11 protein-coding genes and 2 pseudogenes are annotated in these 16336 nt (G+C 61.4%); 7 read left to right on the top strand and 6 right to left on the bottom strand.

The window, feature by feature from the left end:
* Positions 1 to 37: 37 nt before the first annotated feature.
* Positions 38 to 637: pseudogene (locus HX792_RS30655) on the bottom strand (methyl-accepting chemotaxis protein); the annotation flags it as partial.
* 303 nt (positions 638 to 940) lie between these two features.
* Positions 941 to 1597: pseudogene (locus HX792_RS30650) on the bottom strand (MCP four helix bundle domain-containing protein); the annotation flags it as partial.
* A 343-nt stretch (positions 1598 to 1940) separates the two neighbouring features.
* Between HX792_RS30650 and HX792_RS17145 the strand changes: the two are divergent.
* Together HX792_RS17145 and HX792_RS17140 are read left to right on the top strand one after the other, a co-directional pair.
* Positions 1941 to 2171, top strand: coding sequence for a hypothetical protein (locus HX792_RS17145; RefSeq protein ID WP_176997198.1), 231 nt, complete (start codon positions 1941 to 1943; stop codon positions 2169 to 2171).
* Positions 2168 to 2461, top strand: coding sequence for a cell division protein ZapA (locus tag HX792_RS17140; protein ID WP_176997197.1), 294 nt, complete (start codon positions 2168 to 2170; stop codon positions 2459 to 2461). Before HX792_RS17145 ends, HX792_RS17140 begins: the two co-directional genes overlap by 4 nt.
* Here the strand turns inward: HX792_RS17140 and HX792_RS17135 are convergent.
* Both HX792_RS17135 and putA read right to left on the bottom strand, forming a co-directional pair.
* Positions 2458 to 4260 carry an acyl-CoA dehydrogenase gene (locus tag HX792_RS17135; RefSeq protein ID WP_176997196.1) on the bottom strand — a complete coding sequence of 601 codons (1803 nt, stop codon included), beginning with the start codon at positions 4258 to 4260 and terminating at the stop codon, positions 2458 to 2460. The genes HX792_RS17140 and HX792_RS17135 overlap by 4 nt on opposite strands.
* Positions 4261 to 4487: 227 nt before the next feature.
* Positions 4488 to 8441, bottom strand: a complete 3954-nt coding sequence (gene putA, locus HX792_RS17130) for a trifunctional transcriptional regulator/proline dehydrogenase/L-glutamate gamma-semialdehyde dehydrogenase (protein ID WP_176997195.1) — start codon at positions 8439 to 8441, stop codon at positions 4488 to 4490.
* A gap of 81 nt (positions 8442 to 8522) precedes the next feature.
* Between putA and HX792_RS17125 the strand changes: the two genes are divergently transcribed.
* Together HX792_RS17125 and putP are read left to right on the top strand one after the other, a co-directional pair.
* A complete protein-coding gene (locus tag HX792_RS17125; RefSeq protein WP_176997194.1) occupies positions 8523 to 8780 on the top strand; it encodes a hypothetical protein in 258 nt (85 codons plus the stop codon).
* A 122-nt stretch (positions 8781 to 8902) separates the two neighbouring features.
* Positions 8903 to 10387, top strand: a complete 1485-nt coding sequence (gene putP, locus HX792_RS17120; protein WP_176997193.1) for a sodium/proline symporter PutP — start codon at positions 8903 to 8905, stop codon at positions 10385 to 10387.
* Positions 10388 to 10464: 77 nt separating this feature from the next.
* Here putP and HX792_RS17115 read toward each other — a convergent pair whose 3' ends face one another.
* On the bottom strand, positions 10465 to 10953 hold the full coding sequence (locus tag HX792_RS17115) for a DUF2165 family protein (RefSeq protein WP_176997192.1): 489 nt from the start codon (positions 10951 to 10953) through the stop codon (positions 10465 to 10467).
* Positions 10954 to 11140: 187 nt separating this feature from the next.
* Here HX792_RS17115 and HX792_RS17110 point away from each other — a divergent pair, with 187 nt between their 5' ends.
* Complete coding sequence (locus HX792_RS17110; RefSeq protein ID WP_176997191.1) at positions 11141 to 13141, top strand: type VI secretion system tip protein VgrG; 2001 nt, start codon at positions 11141 to 11143, stop codon at positions 13139 to 13141.
* Between the two features lie 38 nt (positions 13142 to 13179).
* Entirely contained in the window at positions 13180 to 13896 is a 717-nt protein-coding gene (locus tag HX792_RS17105) for a DUF4123 domain-containing protein (protein WP_176997190.1), read from the top strand.
* On the opposite strand, the gene HX792_RS17100 is transcribed toward HX792_RS17105, so the two are convergent.
* Positions 13882 to 15159, bottom strand: a complete 1278-nt coding sequence (locus HX792_RS17100; protein ID WP_176997189.1) for an O-acetylhomoserine aminocarboxypropyltransferase/cysteine synthase family protein — start codon at positions 15157 to 15159, stop codon at positions 13882 to 13884. The two genes, HX792_RS17105 and HX792_RS17100, sit on opposite strands and share 15 nt — an antisense overlap.
* A 249-nt stretch (positions 15160 to 15408) precedes the next feature.
* On the opposite strand from HX792_RS17100, the gene HX792_RS17095 reads away from it, so the two are divergent.
* A complete protein-coding gene (locus HX792_RS17095) occupies positions 15409 to 16245 on the top strand; it encodes a 23S rRNA (adenine(2030)-N(6))-methyltransferase RlmJ (protein ID WP_060755160.1) in 837 nt (278 codons plus the stop codon).
* Positions 16246 to 16336: the final 91 nt, after the last annotated feature.

Here is a 16336-nt window from a genome sequence, read left to right as displayed (position 1 = left end):
CAGGCAAGCCAGCTCCCACAGGGGATCGGCGTCGGTTTCAGAGGCGGAAGCGTCCGACCATCCCGTTCAGGTCCACAGCCAGGCGCGACAGCTCGCTGCTGGCTGCACTGGTCTGGCTGGCGCCGGTCGCCGACTGCACTGACAGGTCGCGGATGTTCACCAGGTTGCGGTCCACTTCCCGCGCCACTTGGGCCTGCTCTTCGGCCGCGCTGGCGATGACCAGGTTGCGTTCGTTGATCTCGACGATGGCCGTGTTGATCGTGTCCAGCGACATCCCTGCGCCTTTAGCGATATTCAACGTCGATTCCGCACGCTCGGTGCTGTTGCGCATCGAGTCCACCGCGTGTTCGGTGCCGGCCTGGATGCTGCCGATCATCCGCTCGATTTCGCTGGTGGACTGCTGGGTGCGATGGGCCAGCGCACGGACCTCGTCGGCCACTACGGCAAACCCTCGGCCGGCTTCACCGGCGCGGGCGGCTTCAATGGCGGCGTTCAGGGCCAGCAGGTTGGTCTGGTCGGCCAGGCCGCGAATCACATCCAGCACCTTGCCGATATCCCGGGACTCGTTGGCCAGGTCGCCAATCAAGGTCGCCGTGGCTTGCACGTCGCCGCTCATGCGCTCGATCGCGCTGACGGTTTCCTGCACCAGGTCGCGGCCATCACCGGCGGAGGTGGTGGCGTTGCGCGAGGCTTCGGAGGTGCTCACCGCGTTGCGTGCGACTTCTTCCACCGCGCTGGTCATCTCGTTGACAGCGGTGGCGGCTTGTTCAATTTCATTGTTCTGCTGGGTCAGGCCGCGGGCGCTTTCGTCGGTGACGGCGTTCAGTTCCTCGGCAGCAGACGCCAACTGGGTGGCGGACCCGGCGATGCGTTGCAGGGTGTCGCGCAGCTTGTCCTGCATCTTGGCCATGGCGGCCAGCAGGCGGCCGGCTTCGTCGTTGCCGTCGACCTTGATCGGGCGCGTCAGGTTGCCTTCGGCGACTTCTTCCGCCGCTTCAAGCGCCTGGGAGATGGGCTGGGTAATGCTACGGGTCAGCAGCCAGGCGAACAGCAGTGTCAGCACGGTGGCGACAACCAGCAGGCCCACGACCAGGTCAAAGGCCATGTTGTACTGGTCTTCGGCTTGCTGGTTGGTGGCGTTGGCCATCTTGTTATTGATGTCCACCAGGCGCGTCAGCACGGCGTTGACCTGTTCGGAGTTGGCCAGCAGTTCGGTGTTGAGCAAGGCGCGCAGCTCTTCAACTTGATTGGCCTGGGACAGGCTCTTCATGCGCGCTTCGATCTGATGGTACTGGCCGAGCAGGCGTACATACTCATCGTAGGTCGCGCGCTCTTCGCTGCTGTCGATCAGCTTCTCGTAGATGCCCTGGGCCGTGCGGATCTGCTGGTTGCGCACATCGAAGGCTTCGAGGGTCTTTTGCTGAACATCCGGTTCGCGGTTGGTCAGCAAGCGGTACGACAGCACCCGCAGGCGCAGGGTCAGTTGGGTGAACTCGTCGAGGGCGCGAATGCTCGGCACGCTGGTCAGGGTGATGTCTTCGGTGGCGGCGCGGATCTTGCTCATCTGGTTCAGGGCGAAAACACCGAGAAACAACATCAACGCACCAATAAACGCGAAGCCGAGGAAGGCCCTCGGGGCGATATTCATATTACGAAGTGACATGCGGGAGTCCTGGGGAGAAGCGCGATCCGTGCGGCCATGAGACGGGGTGTGCATCTCCTATCGGCCATGCGACTAAAGTCTTAAGGGGGCGCGCGCTTTTGTCGCATCTGACGAGGGGTTGGGCGGATTCAGGAACCAGATCCGGGAAATGCAGTCACTAAGGCTCGAAAGTACGGCCCGGCCCTTAAAAAACGGGCTGTGCGCCGGGGATATCCCTGGCATCCGAGGTGAATTTTCTTTATCGTCACCGCCCTTTGAAAAAGCCCGAGAAATCAAAATGTTAGAAGCATCCCTCAGCCAATTGGAACAACTGGTCAGCGACCTGGTACAGCAGAATCAGGACCTGCTGGGCAGCAACGAATCCCTCAAGGCCGAACTGGCCCGCGCCAAGGATGAAAACGACAGCCTGCAACTGAACCTGATGGAACAGGAAGAAAAACACAGCGCCACCGCCGCGCGTATCCAAGCGCTGGTTGAGCGTGTGAGTGCAGGGCCTGTCAGCGCATGAACGAAGGGATAAAGGTCGTTTCGATTCTCGGAGAGGATTACTCGATCAAGGCGCCAGCCGGGGAAGAACTGACCCTGATGCACGCCGTGACCATGCTCAAGGCCTCCCTGGCCACCACCAAGAAAAAGTACCCGACGCTGATCGGTGACAAATTACTGGTACTGGCCGCGCTGAACCTGTGCGCCGAGCAAATCGAAATGCAACAGGCTCACCAACAGGAACTCGACCGTTACCAAGAGCAAGTCAGCGCCACGGTCGATGTGATTTCCAAGGCGATCGGACAGCCTTAGAACCACTCATCCTGCATCCCCAGGCACGTATCGTCGCGTGCCTCCAGAATCGCCAGTTCATGATGGCAGCCCGGTACTTCCCAGGTCAGGAAGTACCGGGCGGCCTGGAGCTTGCCTTTATAGAAGGCCATGTCGGCCGCATTCCCTTTGGCCAGCCCTTCTTCGGCGCGGATCGCTTGCTCCAGCCAACGCCAGCCGATCACCGTGTGCCCGAATACTTTCAAGTACAACGCCGAGTTCGCCAGGCTGCTGTTGACCTTGCCTTGGGCGAGGTCCGTCAGCAGGCCGAGGGTCACGCTTTGCAGGCGGTTGACCAATTGTTCCAGTGGTTCCCTCAGCGCGGTCAGGCTCGGGTATTCCTGGGCGCGGGCGCCGGTTTCGGCGATCAGCCTGATCAGTTGTTTCAAGCCCGCGCCGCCGTTTTGCGCCAGTTTGCGCCCGAGCAAGTCCAGGGATTGAATGCCATGGGTGCCTTCATGAATCGGGTTCAGGCGGTTGTCGCGGTAGTACTGTTCCACCGGGTATTCGCGGGTGTACCCGTGGCCGCCGAGAATCTGGATCGCCAGCTCGTTGGCCTTGAGGCAGAACTCTGACGGCCAGGATTTGACGATGGGCGTGAGCAAATCCAGTAGTTCGTGGGCTTGCTTGCGTTCGGCTTCGGTCGCCAGGGTGGTGGTGTCGTCGAACAGGCGCGCGGCGTAAAGGCCTAGGTCGAACGCACCTTCGACATAGGCTTTTTGGGTCAGCAGCATGCGTTTGATGTCGGCGTGCTGAATGATCGAGACCGGCGCCGTTGTAGGGTCTTTGCTGTCAGGCAGGCGGCCTTGCGGACGTTCGCGGGCGTATTTCAGCGAATAGAGGTAGCCGGCGTAACCGAGCATCACCGCGCCCATGCCCACGCCGATGCGCGCCTCGTTCATCATCTGGAACATACAGCTCAAGCCTTGGTGCGGTTTGCCCACCAAGTAGCCAACACAGTTGCCGTTATCGCCGAAGTTCAGCGCAGTGGACGTGGTGCCGCGCCAGCCCATCTTGTGGAACAGGCCCGCCAGCAACACATCGTTGCGTGCGCCCAGGCTGCCGTCGTCGTTGACCAGGAACTTGGGCACGATAAACAGTGAGATGCCTTTTACCCCTGGCGGTGCGTCCGGCAGCTTGGCCAGCACCATGTGCACGATGTTTTCCGACAGCGGGTGGTCGCCACCCGAGATGAAGATCTTGTTGCCCTTGAGCCGGTAAGTGCCGTCGGCCGCGGGTTCTGCGCGTGTACGAATATCCGACAGTGACGAGCCCGCATGGGGTTCGGTGAGCGCCATGGTGCCGAAGAAACGGCCGTCGATCATCGGTTGCAGGAAGCGTTGTTTCTGATCGTCGGTGCCGAAGCTTTCAATCAGGTTGGCAGCGCCCATGGTCAGGAAGGGGTAGGAGGTGGACGCGGCGTTCGCTGACTGGAAATGCGCGAAGCAGGCCTGGGACAACAGCGTTGGCAACTGCATGCCACCGGCCTCGAAACTGCGGGCAGCGTTGAGGAAACCGGCTTCGAGGAAGGCATCCACGGCGGGTTTTACTTCAGGGATGAGGATTGCTTTGCCGTCCTCAAAGCGCGGTTCGTTTTCGTCATTTTTGCGGTTATGCGGCGCGAAATACTTTTCCGCAATGCTGCGCGCGGTGCTGATGGCGGCATCGAAGGTCTCGCGATTGTGCTCGGCAAACCGCTCGCGCTGGGTCAGGCCTTCGGCATCAAGGACTTCGTACAGCTCGAAAGCCAGATTGCGGGAACTGAGCAGCGTCTCGGACATGGCGGCTTACCTATGTGGGAATAGGGCCGAGTCTAAGTGCGCGAATAGAGGCTGGATAGCAAGATTGATCTGGGTGATGGAGGGGCAAAACGCGGATGGGAGGCAGGGAGCCGTAAATGTGGGAGCTCGCTTGCCTGCGATGAGGCCGCGCCAGTCGACATCTCTGTCGCTGACCCGTCGCCATCGCCGGCAAGCCGGCTCCTACAGGGTTAATCACATTCTGGCAGTTAGCCGATGGTCATCAGGCTGGCGTTACCGCCCGCTGCAGCGGTGTTGACGCTCAACGCACGCTCGATCACCAAACGCTCCAGTGCAATCGCTGTCTCGCCTTGCGACAAACCATGCACTCCGACAATCGCGCCACCACGCTGTGCCACTTGCTGGCACACCGCACGCAACTGGTCGGAATCGCCGTGGTGCAGAACCGCATCAAACACCACGTCGTCCTTGGTCCAGTCGGCCACGCGCTTGATCTTCGCCTGAATCTCTTTCGGCAGGCGTGGGAACAAGGCCTTGGTCAGGTCAGTCTCTGGCCATACCGCCGAACCACCCACGGCCAATACCGCGGCCAGTTGCGTCAGCAGATCGCCTTCCACTTCCGCCAGGCACAGCACGTGCTCGCGGGGCAGGATGGCGTAGCTGTTGCGTTCGCCGGTCGGGCCGGCCAGTTGGCGGGTGATACCGCTTTGCGACTGTGCGGCGAACTGGCTACACAGGGCGCTCAGGTCGCTGAACTTATTGCTGTCGGCCCAGGTTTTGAGCGCGGTCAGCGGTTGGCTCATGGCATCACGCAGGCGCACGTCCGGCGCGGCCAGTGCGTCGCCGCGAACGAAGGATTGCTCGATCGCATCGGTAGGACGCGTCGACAGCAGGCGGTACAGGTACAGCGGGCCACCGGCTTTCGGGCCGGTGCCCGACAGGCCTTCGCCGCCGAACGGTTGCACGCCCACCACGGCACCCACGATGTTGCGGTTCACATAGACGTTACCGGCATTGACGTTGTCGATCACCTTGGCGATGGTCTCGTCGATGCGGGTGTGCACGCCCAATGTCAGGCCGTAGCCCGACGCATTGATCTGGCCGATGAGCTGGTCGATCTCTTTGCGCTTGTAGCGCACCACGTGCAGCACCGGGCCGAAGATCTCCCGTTGCAGTTCATCGAAGCTTTCCAGTTCGATCAGGGTAGGCATCACGAAGGTGCCGCGCTTGATCTCTTCGCCGTCGGCAATCGCCACCTGATACACATTGCGGCCTTTGTCGCGCATGGCCTGGATGTGTTTCTCGATGCCGGCCTTGGCTTCGGCGTCGATCACCGGGCCGATGTCTACCGACAGGCGCTCCGGGTTGCCCAAGCGGCATTCCGCCATGGCGCCCTTGAGCATTTCGATGACACGGTCTGCCGAATCTTCCTGCAGGCACAGTACGCGCAGGGCCGAGCAACGTTGGCCGGCGCTGTCGAAGGCCGAGGACACCACGTCGATGACCACTTGTTCGGTCAGCGCGGAGGAGTCGACGATCATGGCGTTCTGGCCACCGGTCTCGGCGATCAGCGGGATCGGACGGCCCTGGGCGTCCAGGCGACCGGCGACATTGCGTTGCAGCAGGCGCGCCACTTCGGTGGAACCGGTGAACATCACGCCTTTGACGCGATCATCGCCGACCAGGCGGGCACCGACGGTTTCGCCTTGGCCCGGCAGCAGTTGCAGCACGCCTTCCGGAATGCCGGCTTCCAGCAGGATGCGCACGGCTTGTGCGGCGACCAGCGGAGTCTGTTCGGCAGGCTTGGCCAGTACCGGGTTGCCGGCGGCCAGTGCGGCCGCCACTTGACCGCTGAAAATCGCCAGCGGGAAGTTCCACGGGCTGATGCAGACCACCGGGCCCAGTGGGCGGTGGGCATCGTTGGTGAAATCGTTGCGTGCCTGTACCGCGTAGTAGCGCAGGAAGTCCACGGCTTCACGCACTTCGGCGATGGCGTTGGCGAAGGTCTTGCCAGCTTCGCGAGCCAGCAGGCCCATCAGTGGCTGGATCTCACCTTCCATCAGGTCGGCGGCGCGTTCCAGGATCGCAGCGCGCTCGGCGGGCGGGGTGGCCTGCCAGATCGGGCCGGCGCTGATGGCGCACTGGATGGCGTTGTCGACGTCTTGAACGGTGGCTTCTTGCACGTGGCCGACTACATCACGCAGGTCGGACGGGTTCAGTACCGGTGCCGCCGGTTGCTCGCTGGAGGCGCAACCGAGCATCGGCGTGGCTTTCCAGTTGTTGTGAGCGGTGGCCAGCAAGGCGCAGGACAGCGACGCCAGGCGGTGTTCGTTGGCCAGGTCGATACCGGCCGAGTTGGCGCGGTCGCTGCCATAGAGGTCACGCGGCAGTGGGATACGTGGGTGCGGCAGGCCGAAGCCGCCTTCCAGCGTAGCCATTTGCTCGATGCTGGCTACCGGGTCGGCCACCAGCTCTTGAATCGAGATGGACTGGTCGGCGATGCGGTTGACGAACGAGGTGTTCGCGCCGTTTTCCAGCAGTCGACGTACCAGGTAGGCCAGCAATGTTTCGTGGGTGCCGACCGGTGCGTACACCCGGCATGGACGGTTCAGCTTGCCGTCGGAAACCTTGCCTACCACCTGCTCGTACAGCGGTTCACCCATGCCGTGCAGGCATTGGAACTCGTACTGGCCGGGGTAATAGTTCTGACCGGCAATATGGTAGATGGCCGACAATGTATGGGCGTTATGCGTGGCGAACTGCGGGTAGATGACTTCCGGCACCGACAGCAGTTTGCGTGCGCAGGCAATGTAGGACACGTCGGTGTACACCTTGCGGGTGTACACCGGGTAGCCTTCCAGGCCTTCGACCTGGGCGCGTTTGATTTCGCTGTCCCAGTACGCGCCTTTTACCAGGCGGATCATCAGGCGGTGGCGGCTGCGGCGCGCCAGGTCGATGACGTAGTCGATCACGTATGGGCAGCGCTTCTGATAAGCCTGAATCACGAAGCCGATGCCGTTCCAACCGGTCAGTTGCGGCTCGAAGCACAGGCGCTCCAGCAGGTCCAGGGACAGCTCCAGGCGGTCGGCTTCTTCGGCATCGATGTTCAAACCTATGTCGTATTGCTTGGCCAGCAGGGTCAGGGACAGCAGGCGCGGGTACAACTCGTCCATCACGCGCTCGTACTGCGCACGGCTGTAGCGTGGGTGCAGGGCGGACAGCTTGATGGATATGCCTGGGCCTTCATAAATCCCACGGCCGTGGGAGGCTTTGCCGATGGAATGGATGGCTTGTTCGTACGAGGCCAGGTATTTCTGGGCATCGTGTTCGGTGAGGGCGGCTTCACCGAGCATGTCGTAGGAATAGCGGAAACCCTTGGCTTCGAACTTGCTCGCGTTAGCCAAGGCTTCGGCGATGGTTTCACCGGTGACGAACTGCTCGCCCATCAGGCGCATGGCCATGTCGACGCCCTTGCGGATCATCGGCTCGCCGCTCTTGCCAATGATGCGGCTCAGGGACGATGTCAGGCCGGCTTCATTGTGGGTGGCGACCAGTTTGCCGGTCAGCAGCAGGCCCCAGGTGGCGGCGTTGACGAACAGCGACGGGCTGTTGCCCAGGTGCGGCTGCCAGTTGCCGGTGCTGATCTTGTCGCGGATCAGCGCGTCGCGGGTGCCCTTGTCCGGGATGCGCAGCAGCGCCTCGGCCAGGCACATCAGCGCCACGCCTTCCTGGGACGACAGGGAAAATTCTTGCAGCAGGCCCTGAACAATACCGGCACGGCCGCCGGCACTTTTCTGGTTACGCAGTTTTTCGGCGATCGAGGCGGCCAGCTTGTTGGTGGCTTCGGCCATCGGTGCCGGCAGACGGGCCTGTTCGATCAGCATCGGCACCACTTCCGGCTCGGGGCGACGGTAAGCGGCGGTGATCGAGGCGCGCAGCACGGATTGCGGCAGGATGCTCTCGGCGAACTCAAGGAAGCACTGGTGGGCGTGGTCGGTCTGGACTTCGCCTGCGTCGTCAGCGTCCTTGGTGCTCAAGCCGTTGAGCTCGGTCAGGGTTGCACCACCCTCGAGTTTCTCCAGGTAATTGAAAATCGCCTGCTTGATCAGCCAGTGGGGCGTGCGATCAATGGAGGCCGCGGCAGCCTTCAAGCGCTCGCGGGTCGGGTCGTCGAGTTTGACCCCAAGGGTGGTTGTCGCCATTTTCTTATCCTCATGGGTGCCACTACCGAGTGGCATCTGCTGGCGGCAAGATTAGCTTTGCCCATGAAGAGGTGCAACCGGGTGCAACCCTTTTTGTTCATGAATTTTTTGATCGTGATCGGGAAAAAAATACACGGTCGACGGATTCCGCTGCCCCTTGGTGCGTTTGCTTCTGAGATCGGCTGTTCTTGCTCCGAAAAGGAGCAAAAACGCGGTGTTTTCCGTAAAACACCTTTAGGTGCAACTAATTCTCAAGAAACAGGTTGCACCTTATTTGCTTTGTTGAATAGCATTCGCGCCCTAGGTGCAACCGGCTCAACGAGCCGGTGCATCGGCTGACGGCTTTCCTGGGGAAACGTCAGTCATAAATGCGCGGCACGCCGTTTCGTCTACCCGGTTATCAACGGGTGGCCGTCTCACAGACCGCTGCTACATAAAAACAAAGCCAGGGCGTCACTCTTATGAGCGTTAGTAATCCAACCCTGATCACGTTCGTGATCTACATCGCAGCAATGGTGCTGATCGGCTTCATGGCCTATCGCTCCACCAACAACCTTTCCGATTACATCCTGGGCGGCCGCAGCCTAGGCAGCGTAGTGACAGCCTTGTCCGCCGGCGCTTCCGACATGAGCGGCTGGTTGTTGATGGGCCTGCCGGGCGCGATCTACATGTCCGGCCTGTCGGAAAGCTGGATCGCCATCGGCCTGATCGTCGGTGCCTACCTCAACTGGCTGTTTGTCGCCGGTCGCCTGCGGGTACAGACCGAGCACAACGGCGACGCCCTGACCCTGCCGGATTACTTCTCCAGCCGTTTCGAAGATAAAAGCGGCCTGCTGCGGATCATCTCCGCGGTGGTGATCCTGGTGTTCTTCACCATTTACTGCGCCTCGGGCATCGTGGCCGGTGCCCGTCTGTTCGAAAGCACCTTCGGCATGTCCTACGAAACGGCGCTGTGGGCCGGCGCTGCAGCGACAATTGCCTACACCTTCGTCGGTGGTTTCCTGGCTGTTAGCTGGACCGACACCGTACAAGCCACGCTGATGATCTTCGCGCTGATCCTCACGCCGATTATCGTGCTGCTGGCCACCGGTGGCGTCGACACCACCTTCCTGGCCATCGAAGCCAAGAACCCCGACAACTTCAACATGCTGAAGAACACCACCTTCATCGGCATCATCTCGCTGATGGGTTGGGGCCTGGGTTACTTCGGCCAGCCGCACATCCTGGCGCGTTTCATGGCGGCGGATTCGGTCAAGTCGATCGCCAATGCACGTCGCATCTCCATGACCTGGATGATCCTGTGCCTGGGCGGCACCGTGGCGGTGGGCTTCTTCGGTATCGCCTACTTCTCGGCCCATCCGGAAGTGGCGGGCCCGGTCACCGAAAACCACGAACGTGTGTTCATCGAGTTGGCCAAGCTGCTGTTCAACCCATGGATCGCCGGCGTGCTGCTGTCGGCCATCCTGGCTGCCGTGATGAGCACCTTGAGCTGCCAGCTGCTGGTGTGCTCCAGCGCCCTGACCGAAGACTTCTACAAAACCTTCCTGCGCAAGAATGCCTCCCAGCTTGAGCTGGTATGGGTTGGCCGCGCGATGGTGCTGGTGGTTGCCCTGATCGCCATCGCCATGGCTGCCAACCCGGACAACCGCGTCCTGGGCCTGGTGAGCTACGCCTGGGCCGGTTTCGGCGCGGCCTTCGGCCCTGTGGTGCTGATCTCGGTGATCTGGAAAGGCATGACCCGCAACGGCGCATTGGCCGGCATCCTGGTCGGCGCGATCACCGTGATCGTGTGGAAACACTTCAGCCTGCTGGGTCTGTACGAAATCATCCCGGGCTTCATCCTTGCCAGCCTGGCGATCTACTTCGTAAGCAAGCTGGGCGCGCCGACGGCAGGTATGGTCGAGCGTTTTGATGCTGCGGAAAAAGACTACAACCTCAACAAATGATTCGTCGGGCGCTGAGCGTCCGTTGAGTTGAAAAAAGGCCCGCATCCTACGGATGGCGGGCCTTTTTTATGGTGGGTTCAATCTGTGTCCGGCTGGTTGAGAAAGATCAACACGCCCACAATCGCCATGTAGAACTTGAAGGCCGCTTCCTGGCCATTCCATTGGTGGGACTGCCACATCAGGAACCATTCACCGCCCACCACCATGAAACCGAAAAACCACACCACAAAGCCGAGGGCGAGGCCGGTGGTGGCGCGTACCTTGGCGCGATTGAATTCAGCAGCACTGCCTTGGCGGGTGCGCCACAACGCCAGCGTGCCCCAGGCTAGCAGCAGTGCTGTGAGGGCTTCGCCGAGGATGATCAGGCCGTAGGCGCCGTGCCACAGCCAGGGCGCGTTGATAGCGCGGTACATGGCGGCGTTGCCGGGAAACGTGGTGTCCATGCTCAACACATGTTTGACGAAGGCAAAGTTGGAGCCGTAGTCGGTGATGTTGTTGAACGCCACCAGGCTGGCGAAGGCGGCAAGGGCGAGGACCAGAGTGATTTTTGCGTAGCGTGTACCCATGTTCTTTACCGGCAATTGTGCGAAGAGGGGCGGTTACGCTAGCACGGCGTCGAGGTGTCTACGACGCCTCGCACATGAAGAATCAGGCACTTCAAACGTAGGACGCGACTGATTTTCCAGCGGCCCGCCCAGGCCCGGGCAAAGCTGGTGCAGAATCGGTCGCCCACCCTTCGCAGAGAAACACCGGATGTTCGCTCCTGCCAATCAAAGTGCGTTTACCCTGACCCTCGATGGAGAGCCCAGTGAGCTCAAGGTGTTCGGTTTCACCGGCACCGAAGCCATCAGCCAGCCCTACTGTTTCGACCTGGAACTGGTCGGCGAACAGCCCGATCTTGAGCTGGAAAGCCTGCTGCATCGACAGGTGTACCTGGGTTTTGACGATAAAGGTCACGGCGTCCACGGCCAGGTCTACCGGGTGGCCCAGGGCGACTCCGGGCGTCGCCTTACGCGTTACCAGATCAGTCTTGTGCCGCAACTGGCGTATTTGGCCCACAGCAGCCACCAGCGTATTTTCCAGCACAAGACCGTGCCGCAGGTTATTGCGCAGGTATTGGCGGGGCAGGGCATTCAGAGCGACCGCTTCGAGTTCCGCTTGAGTGGCACCTACCCGGAACGTGAATATTGCGTGCAGTTCGGTGAGACCGACCTGGCGTTCATCCAACGGCTGTGCGCCGAGCAGGGCATTCACTATCACTTCCAGCATTCAGCCGAACGGCACCTGCTGGTGTTCGGTGATGACCAAACCGTTTTTGCCCAGGCCGATCACGCCACGCCCTACATGCCCGGGTCAGGGATGGTGGCCGATACACCGGCGATCAAGCGTTTTGCGGTGCAACTGCAAACCCGCACCACGGCGTTGAACCTGCGTGATTATGATTTCCGCAAGCCGCGCCTGGCGCTCGAAAGCGTCCAGGCTGGCGAGCAGCTTCCCAGCCTCGAAGCGCAAGACTATCCCGGTTATTTCAGCGATCGCGCCCATGGCAAGTACCTCGCGCAACGGGGCCTTGAGCGTCATCGCCGTGACTATCAAGTGGCCCACGGCGAGGGTGATGAACCGGCCTTGCTGTGCGGGCGTTTTCTGAAACTCACGGGTCACCCGCGTGAGACGTGGAATGACTTGTGGCTGGCGACGCAAGTCACTCACGAAGGCAAGCAGCCTCAGGTGCTGGAAGAAGCGGTGACTGAAGTAGCGGGCAGTGATTTTCGCCAGGGTTATCGCAATGAATTTGTTGTCGCGCCTTGGGATGTGATCTTTCGTCCTCCGATGCCCGAGCAACGGCGACAGGCTGTTTCCGGTTATCAAAATGCCGTGGTCACGGGCCCTGGCGACAGCGAAATCCACTGCGATGAGTTCGGCCGGGTCAAAGTGCAAATGGCTTGGGATCGCGCGGGGGAACACAACGAGCATTCCAGTTGTTGGCTGAGAGTGGCTACCGGTTGGGCGCATGACCGCTACGGCTCGGTGCTTATCCCTTGGGTCGGGATGGAAGTGCTGGTGGGCTTCGTCAATGGCGACCTGGACATGCCGGTGGTGATGGGCTGCCTGCCGAATGCGGCGACCCCGGTGCCTCTCGACCTGCCTGCGGAAAAGACCCGCAGTATCTGGCGTAGCCACAGCAGCCCCGGCGGTGGTGGCTACAACGAACTGCGCATTGAAGACCGCAAAGGCGCCGAGGAAATCTACCTGCGTGCCCAGCGGGATTGGACCCAGCATGTGCTGAATGACCAGCAGGTGCAGGTGGATAACCGGCGCCAGGTGAAGGTGGGCGGTGAGTCGCACCATGAATTGCAAGGTGAGGAACAACGCATCACCCACGGCAATCGCCTGACTGAGCTCAAGCAGGATGACCACCTGGTGGTCGGCGGTTCGCAGCAGATGCGTGCAGGGCGAACCATCCAGATCGGTGCAGGGCAAAGCGTCGTGATTGATGCGGGGGCCATCGTGACGATTCAGGCCGGTGGGCAGTCGATCACGTTGTCGGCGGCAGGGATTTTCAGCAGTGTGCCGATCATGCTGGGTGGGGTGCCTGCCGTGGGCGCTTCGCCTTTGAAGCCGGGACTCACGGAGAAATTGCTGGCGGTGATACCTGCACCGCTCAGCGCGGTACAAGTGGCCAGTCTCAAGCGCAGTGCGCCGTTTTGCGAGGAGTGCGAGCGTTGTAAGAACGGGCAGTGCGATATCCCATGACACAGCAAGCAATCCAACTCGAAAAGGAATTTACCCACATGGATCAACCGTTGGCTCCCCGCGCTTGGCTGGCACAACATCCTCTGCAGCCTGAGGAACAGCTCTTTGCAGTGCTGGGCAATGCCAGCGACGCCAAGCCTCTGGAGGCTTGGCGAACAGTGTCAGGGGGGATGGCACCAGAGTCGATCTGGGCGGGCACGGCCTATGCCGAGTGGCGTGAGGTGATGCCTTATGTCGGTATCATCGAGCCCAACAGCCCCTTCTTCGATTGGCTAGCAGCCACCGAATCAACCGACTGGGGTTGGCTGGCGGTATCGTCCTGCTCGTTGGAAACCGTGGCTGCGAATTTGCAAAGCCTTACGAAGGTCTACCTGCCCGACGGCCAAGAGGTGTTTTTGCGTTTCTGGGATGGCGCTCAGGTTCTGCCGATCCTTCAGCAGTGTGGGGCTGAAATATTGCCGGTTTTCCAGCGCTACTTGATCAATGGCCAGTCGCTGACCACTGCGGCTGGCCCGGCCACAGCTGCTAAAGCCAGCCCTTGGTGGAAAGTACCTGCACCGTTATTGGCGCACCTGGCCGAGCAATCACCGCACACCCTGATCGGAAACCTGCTGCAATGGCTCGAAGAGCAGCGCCCCGACCTCTACAGCGCCTTCACGCCGACGACCCAGCAGCACAAGGTCGCCTATTTCACGCGCACGCCGGGAATCAGCCATGAAGCGCTGGCCGACTACCTGGCTTCAGAGCTGAGTTGAAGCCAGTGCCTGTTGCAGGTCTTCGATCAAGTCTTCGATGGCTTCGATGCCCACTGACAGGCGGATCATCTCTGGCTTTACGCCGGCCTTGGCCTGCTCTTGTTCGTTCATCTGCCGATGGGTGGTGGAGGCGGGGTGGCAGGCCAGGGACTTGGCATCACCAATGTTCACCAGGCGCTTGAAGATTTGCAGTGCGTCGTAGAAGCGCACGCCGGCCTGGTAGCCTCCTCTGAGGCCGAACGAGAGGATCGCCGACGGTTTGCCTTGCAGGTATTTCTGCGCCAGTTCGTGGTGCGGGTGGTCCGGTAGGCCGGCATAGCTGACCCACTCCACGGCGGCATGGCCTTGCAGGAACTGCGCGACTTTCAGGGCGTTTTCAGTGTGGCGCTCCATGCGCAGGGCCAGGGTTTCCAGGCCTTGCAGCAACAGGAAAGCGTTCATCGGGGCCAGGGCTGCGCCGGTATTGCGCAGTGGCACGGTGCGGGCGCGGGCGATGAAGGCGGCGGGGCCGAATTTTTCGGTGTAGACCACGCCGTGATAGGCCGGCTCGGGGTTGTTGAGGCCGGGGAATTTCTCCGGGTAGTCGGTCCAGGGGAAGGTGCCGCTGTCGACGATTACACCGCCCAGGGAGTTGCCGTGGCCGCCAATGTATTTGGTGACCGAGTGCACTACGATATCGGCGCCGAACTGAATGGGCTTGCACAGGATCGGCGTGGCCACGGTGTTGTCCACGACCAAAGGCACGCCACGGGCGTGAGCCACCGTTGCCAGGGCTTCGAGGTCGATGATATTGCCAGCGGGGTTGCCGATACTTTCGCAGTACACCAGCTTGGTGTTGTCGTCGATCAACTCGGCGATGGCTTCGGCAGAATCATCGCGGGCGAAGCGCACGTCGACGCCGAAGCTGGGCAGCAAATGGGCAAACAGCGTGTAGGTGCCGCCGTACAACTGTGGCGTGGTGACAATGTTGTCGCCGGCGCGGGTGAGGGTCTGGATGGCGTAGTGGATCGCGGCACTGCCGGCTGACACCGCTAACGCTGCGATACCGCCTTCGAGGGCGGCGAGGCGCTGCTCCAGCACGTCGTTGGTGGGGTTCATGATGCGCGTGTAGATATTGCCGGGCACGTCGAGGTTGAACAGGTCGGCACCGTGCTGGGCGTTATCGAACTCGAAGGCCACGTTCTGGTAGATCGGTACGGCGACGGCCTTGGTGGTCGGGTCCGATTTGAAGCCGTGGTGCAGGGCGATGGTTGCGTCTTTCATGATGGTGACTGACCTCCTTGGATTCCATGGGCGCCGCGACACTGTAGGCGCCGGCTTGCCGGCGATAGCATCAACGCGGTGCGTTGGTAATACCCTGCCGCCCGCATCTCGGGCAAGCCCGCTCCCCCATAACCGATTAGACCGTTTTAAGCATTCCTCCTCCGTTTACGGCATATGCCCCGCCCGACACGCAGCCCTGCACCTTTGCCCCTGTAGAAGGTAAACTTCGCCCCCTGCGCAGGAGCAACCATGAATTATCGTCACGCCTTTCACGCCGGCAATCACGCCGATGTCTTCAAACACCTGACCTTGACCCGCCTCATCGCCCTGATGTCGCGCAAGGAGCAGCCGTTCGCCTACCTCGACACCCACGCTGGCATCGGCCTGTACGACCTGCAGGGTGACCAGGCCAACCGCACCGGTGAGTACCTGGAAGGCATTGCGCGCCTGTGGGGCGAAAGCGACCTGCCGCCCCTGACCGCCGACTACATGCGCGTGCTGCACGAAATGAACCCGGATGGCCAGTTACGCTACTACCCCGGTTCGCCGGAGCTTGCTCGCCGCCTGACGCGCCCCCAGGACCGCGTGCTGCTCAATGAGAAACATCCGGACGACGGCGTGTTGCTCAAGGACAACATGAAGGGTGACCGTCGCGTCAAAGTGCACCTGGGCGAAGGCTGGCATGTGCCGCGTGCCTTGCTGCCGGTGCCGGAAAAACGCGCGTTGATGCTGATCGACCCACCGTTCGAGAAACTCGACGAGATGCAGCGGTGTGCGGCATCGCTCAAGGAGGCGGTCGGTCGCATGCGCCAGACCGTCGCGGCGATCTGGTACCCGGTGAAGGACCAGCGCATGTTGCGTCGCTTCTACCAGGACCTGGCCGGCACCGGCGCGCCAAAGTTGTTGCGTGTGGAGTTGCTGGTGCATCCGCTGGACACGCCCAACACCCTGACCGGCTCGGGCCTGGCGATTGCCAACCCGCCATGGGGCCTGGAAGAGGAACTGCGCGAGCTACTGCCGTGGCTGTCCAAGAAGCTTGGCCAGACCCAGGGTGGGTGGCAGATGGATTGGCTGATCGCCGAGTAAACAGTTACCCGTCAGAAGCGCTATCGCGGGCAAGCCCGCTCCCACATTTGGAATGCATTCCAAGGTGGGAGCGGGCTTGCCCGCGATGCTT

The organism is Pseudomonas sp. B6002 (assembly GCF_013385985.1).
Lineage (GTDB): Bacteria > Pseudomonadota > Gammaproteobacteria > Pseudomonadales > Pseudomonadaceae > Aquipseudomonas.
The sequence above is the reverse complement of the archived record's forward strand: the minus strand, read 5'-3'. Positions and strand labels throughout refer to the sequence as shown.

Bases quoted from the DNA above. Each gene is read 5' to 3' on its own strand.
- putP (WP_176997193.1), top strand. From the start codon at position 8,903: ATGAGCGTTAGTAATCCAACCCTGATCACGTTCGTGATCTACATCGCA.
- HX792_RS17100 (WP_176997189.1), bottom strand. From the start codon at position 15,159: ATGAAAGACGCAACCATCGCCCTGCACCACGGCTTCAAATCGGACCCG.
- HX792_RS17140 (WP_176997197.1), top strand. From the start codon at position 2,168: ATGAACGAAGGGATAAAGGTCGTTTCGATTCTCGGAGAGGATTACTCG.
- HX792_RS17105 (WP_176997190.1), top strand. From the start codon at position 13,180: ATGGATCAACCGTTGGCTCCCCGCGCTTGGCTGGCACAACATCCTCTG.
- HX792_RS17110 (WP_176997191.1), top strand. From the start codon at position 11,141: ATGTTCGCTCCTGCCAATCAAAGTGCGTTTACCCTGACCCTCGATGGA.
- putA (WP_176997195.1), bottom strand. From the start codon at position 8,441: ATGGCGACAACCACCCTTGGGGTCAAACTCGACGACCCGACCCGCGAG.
- HX792_RS17115 (WP_176997192.1), bottom strand. From the start codon at position 10,953: ATGGGTACACGCTACGCAAAAATCACTCTGGTCCTCGCCCTTGCCGCC.
- HX792_RS17095 (WP_060755160.1), top strand. From the start codon at position 15,409: ATGAATTATCGTCACGCCTTTCACGCCGGCAATCACGCCGATGTCTTC.
- HX792_RS17135 (WP_176997196.1), bottom strand. From the start codon at position 4,260: ATGTCCGAGACGCTGCTCAGTTCCCGCAATCTGGCTTTCGAGCTGTAC.
- HX792_RS17145 (WP_176997198.1), top strand. From the start codon at position 1,941: ATGTTAGAAGCATCCCTCAGCCAATTGGAACAACTGGTCAGCGACCTG.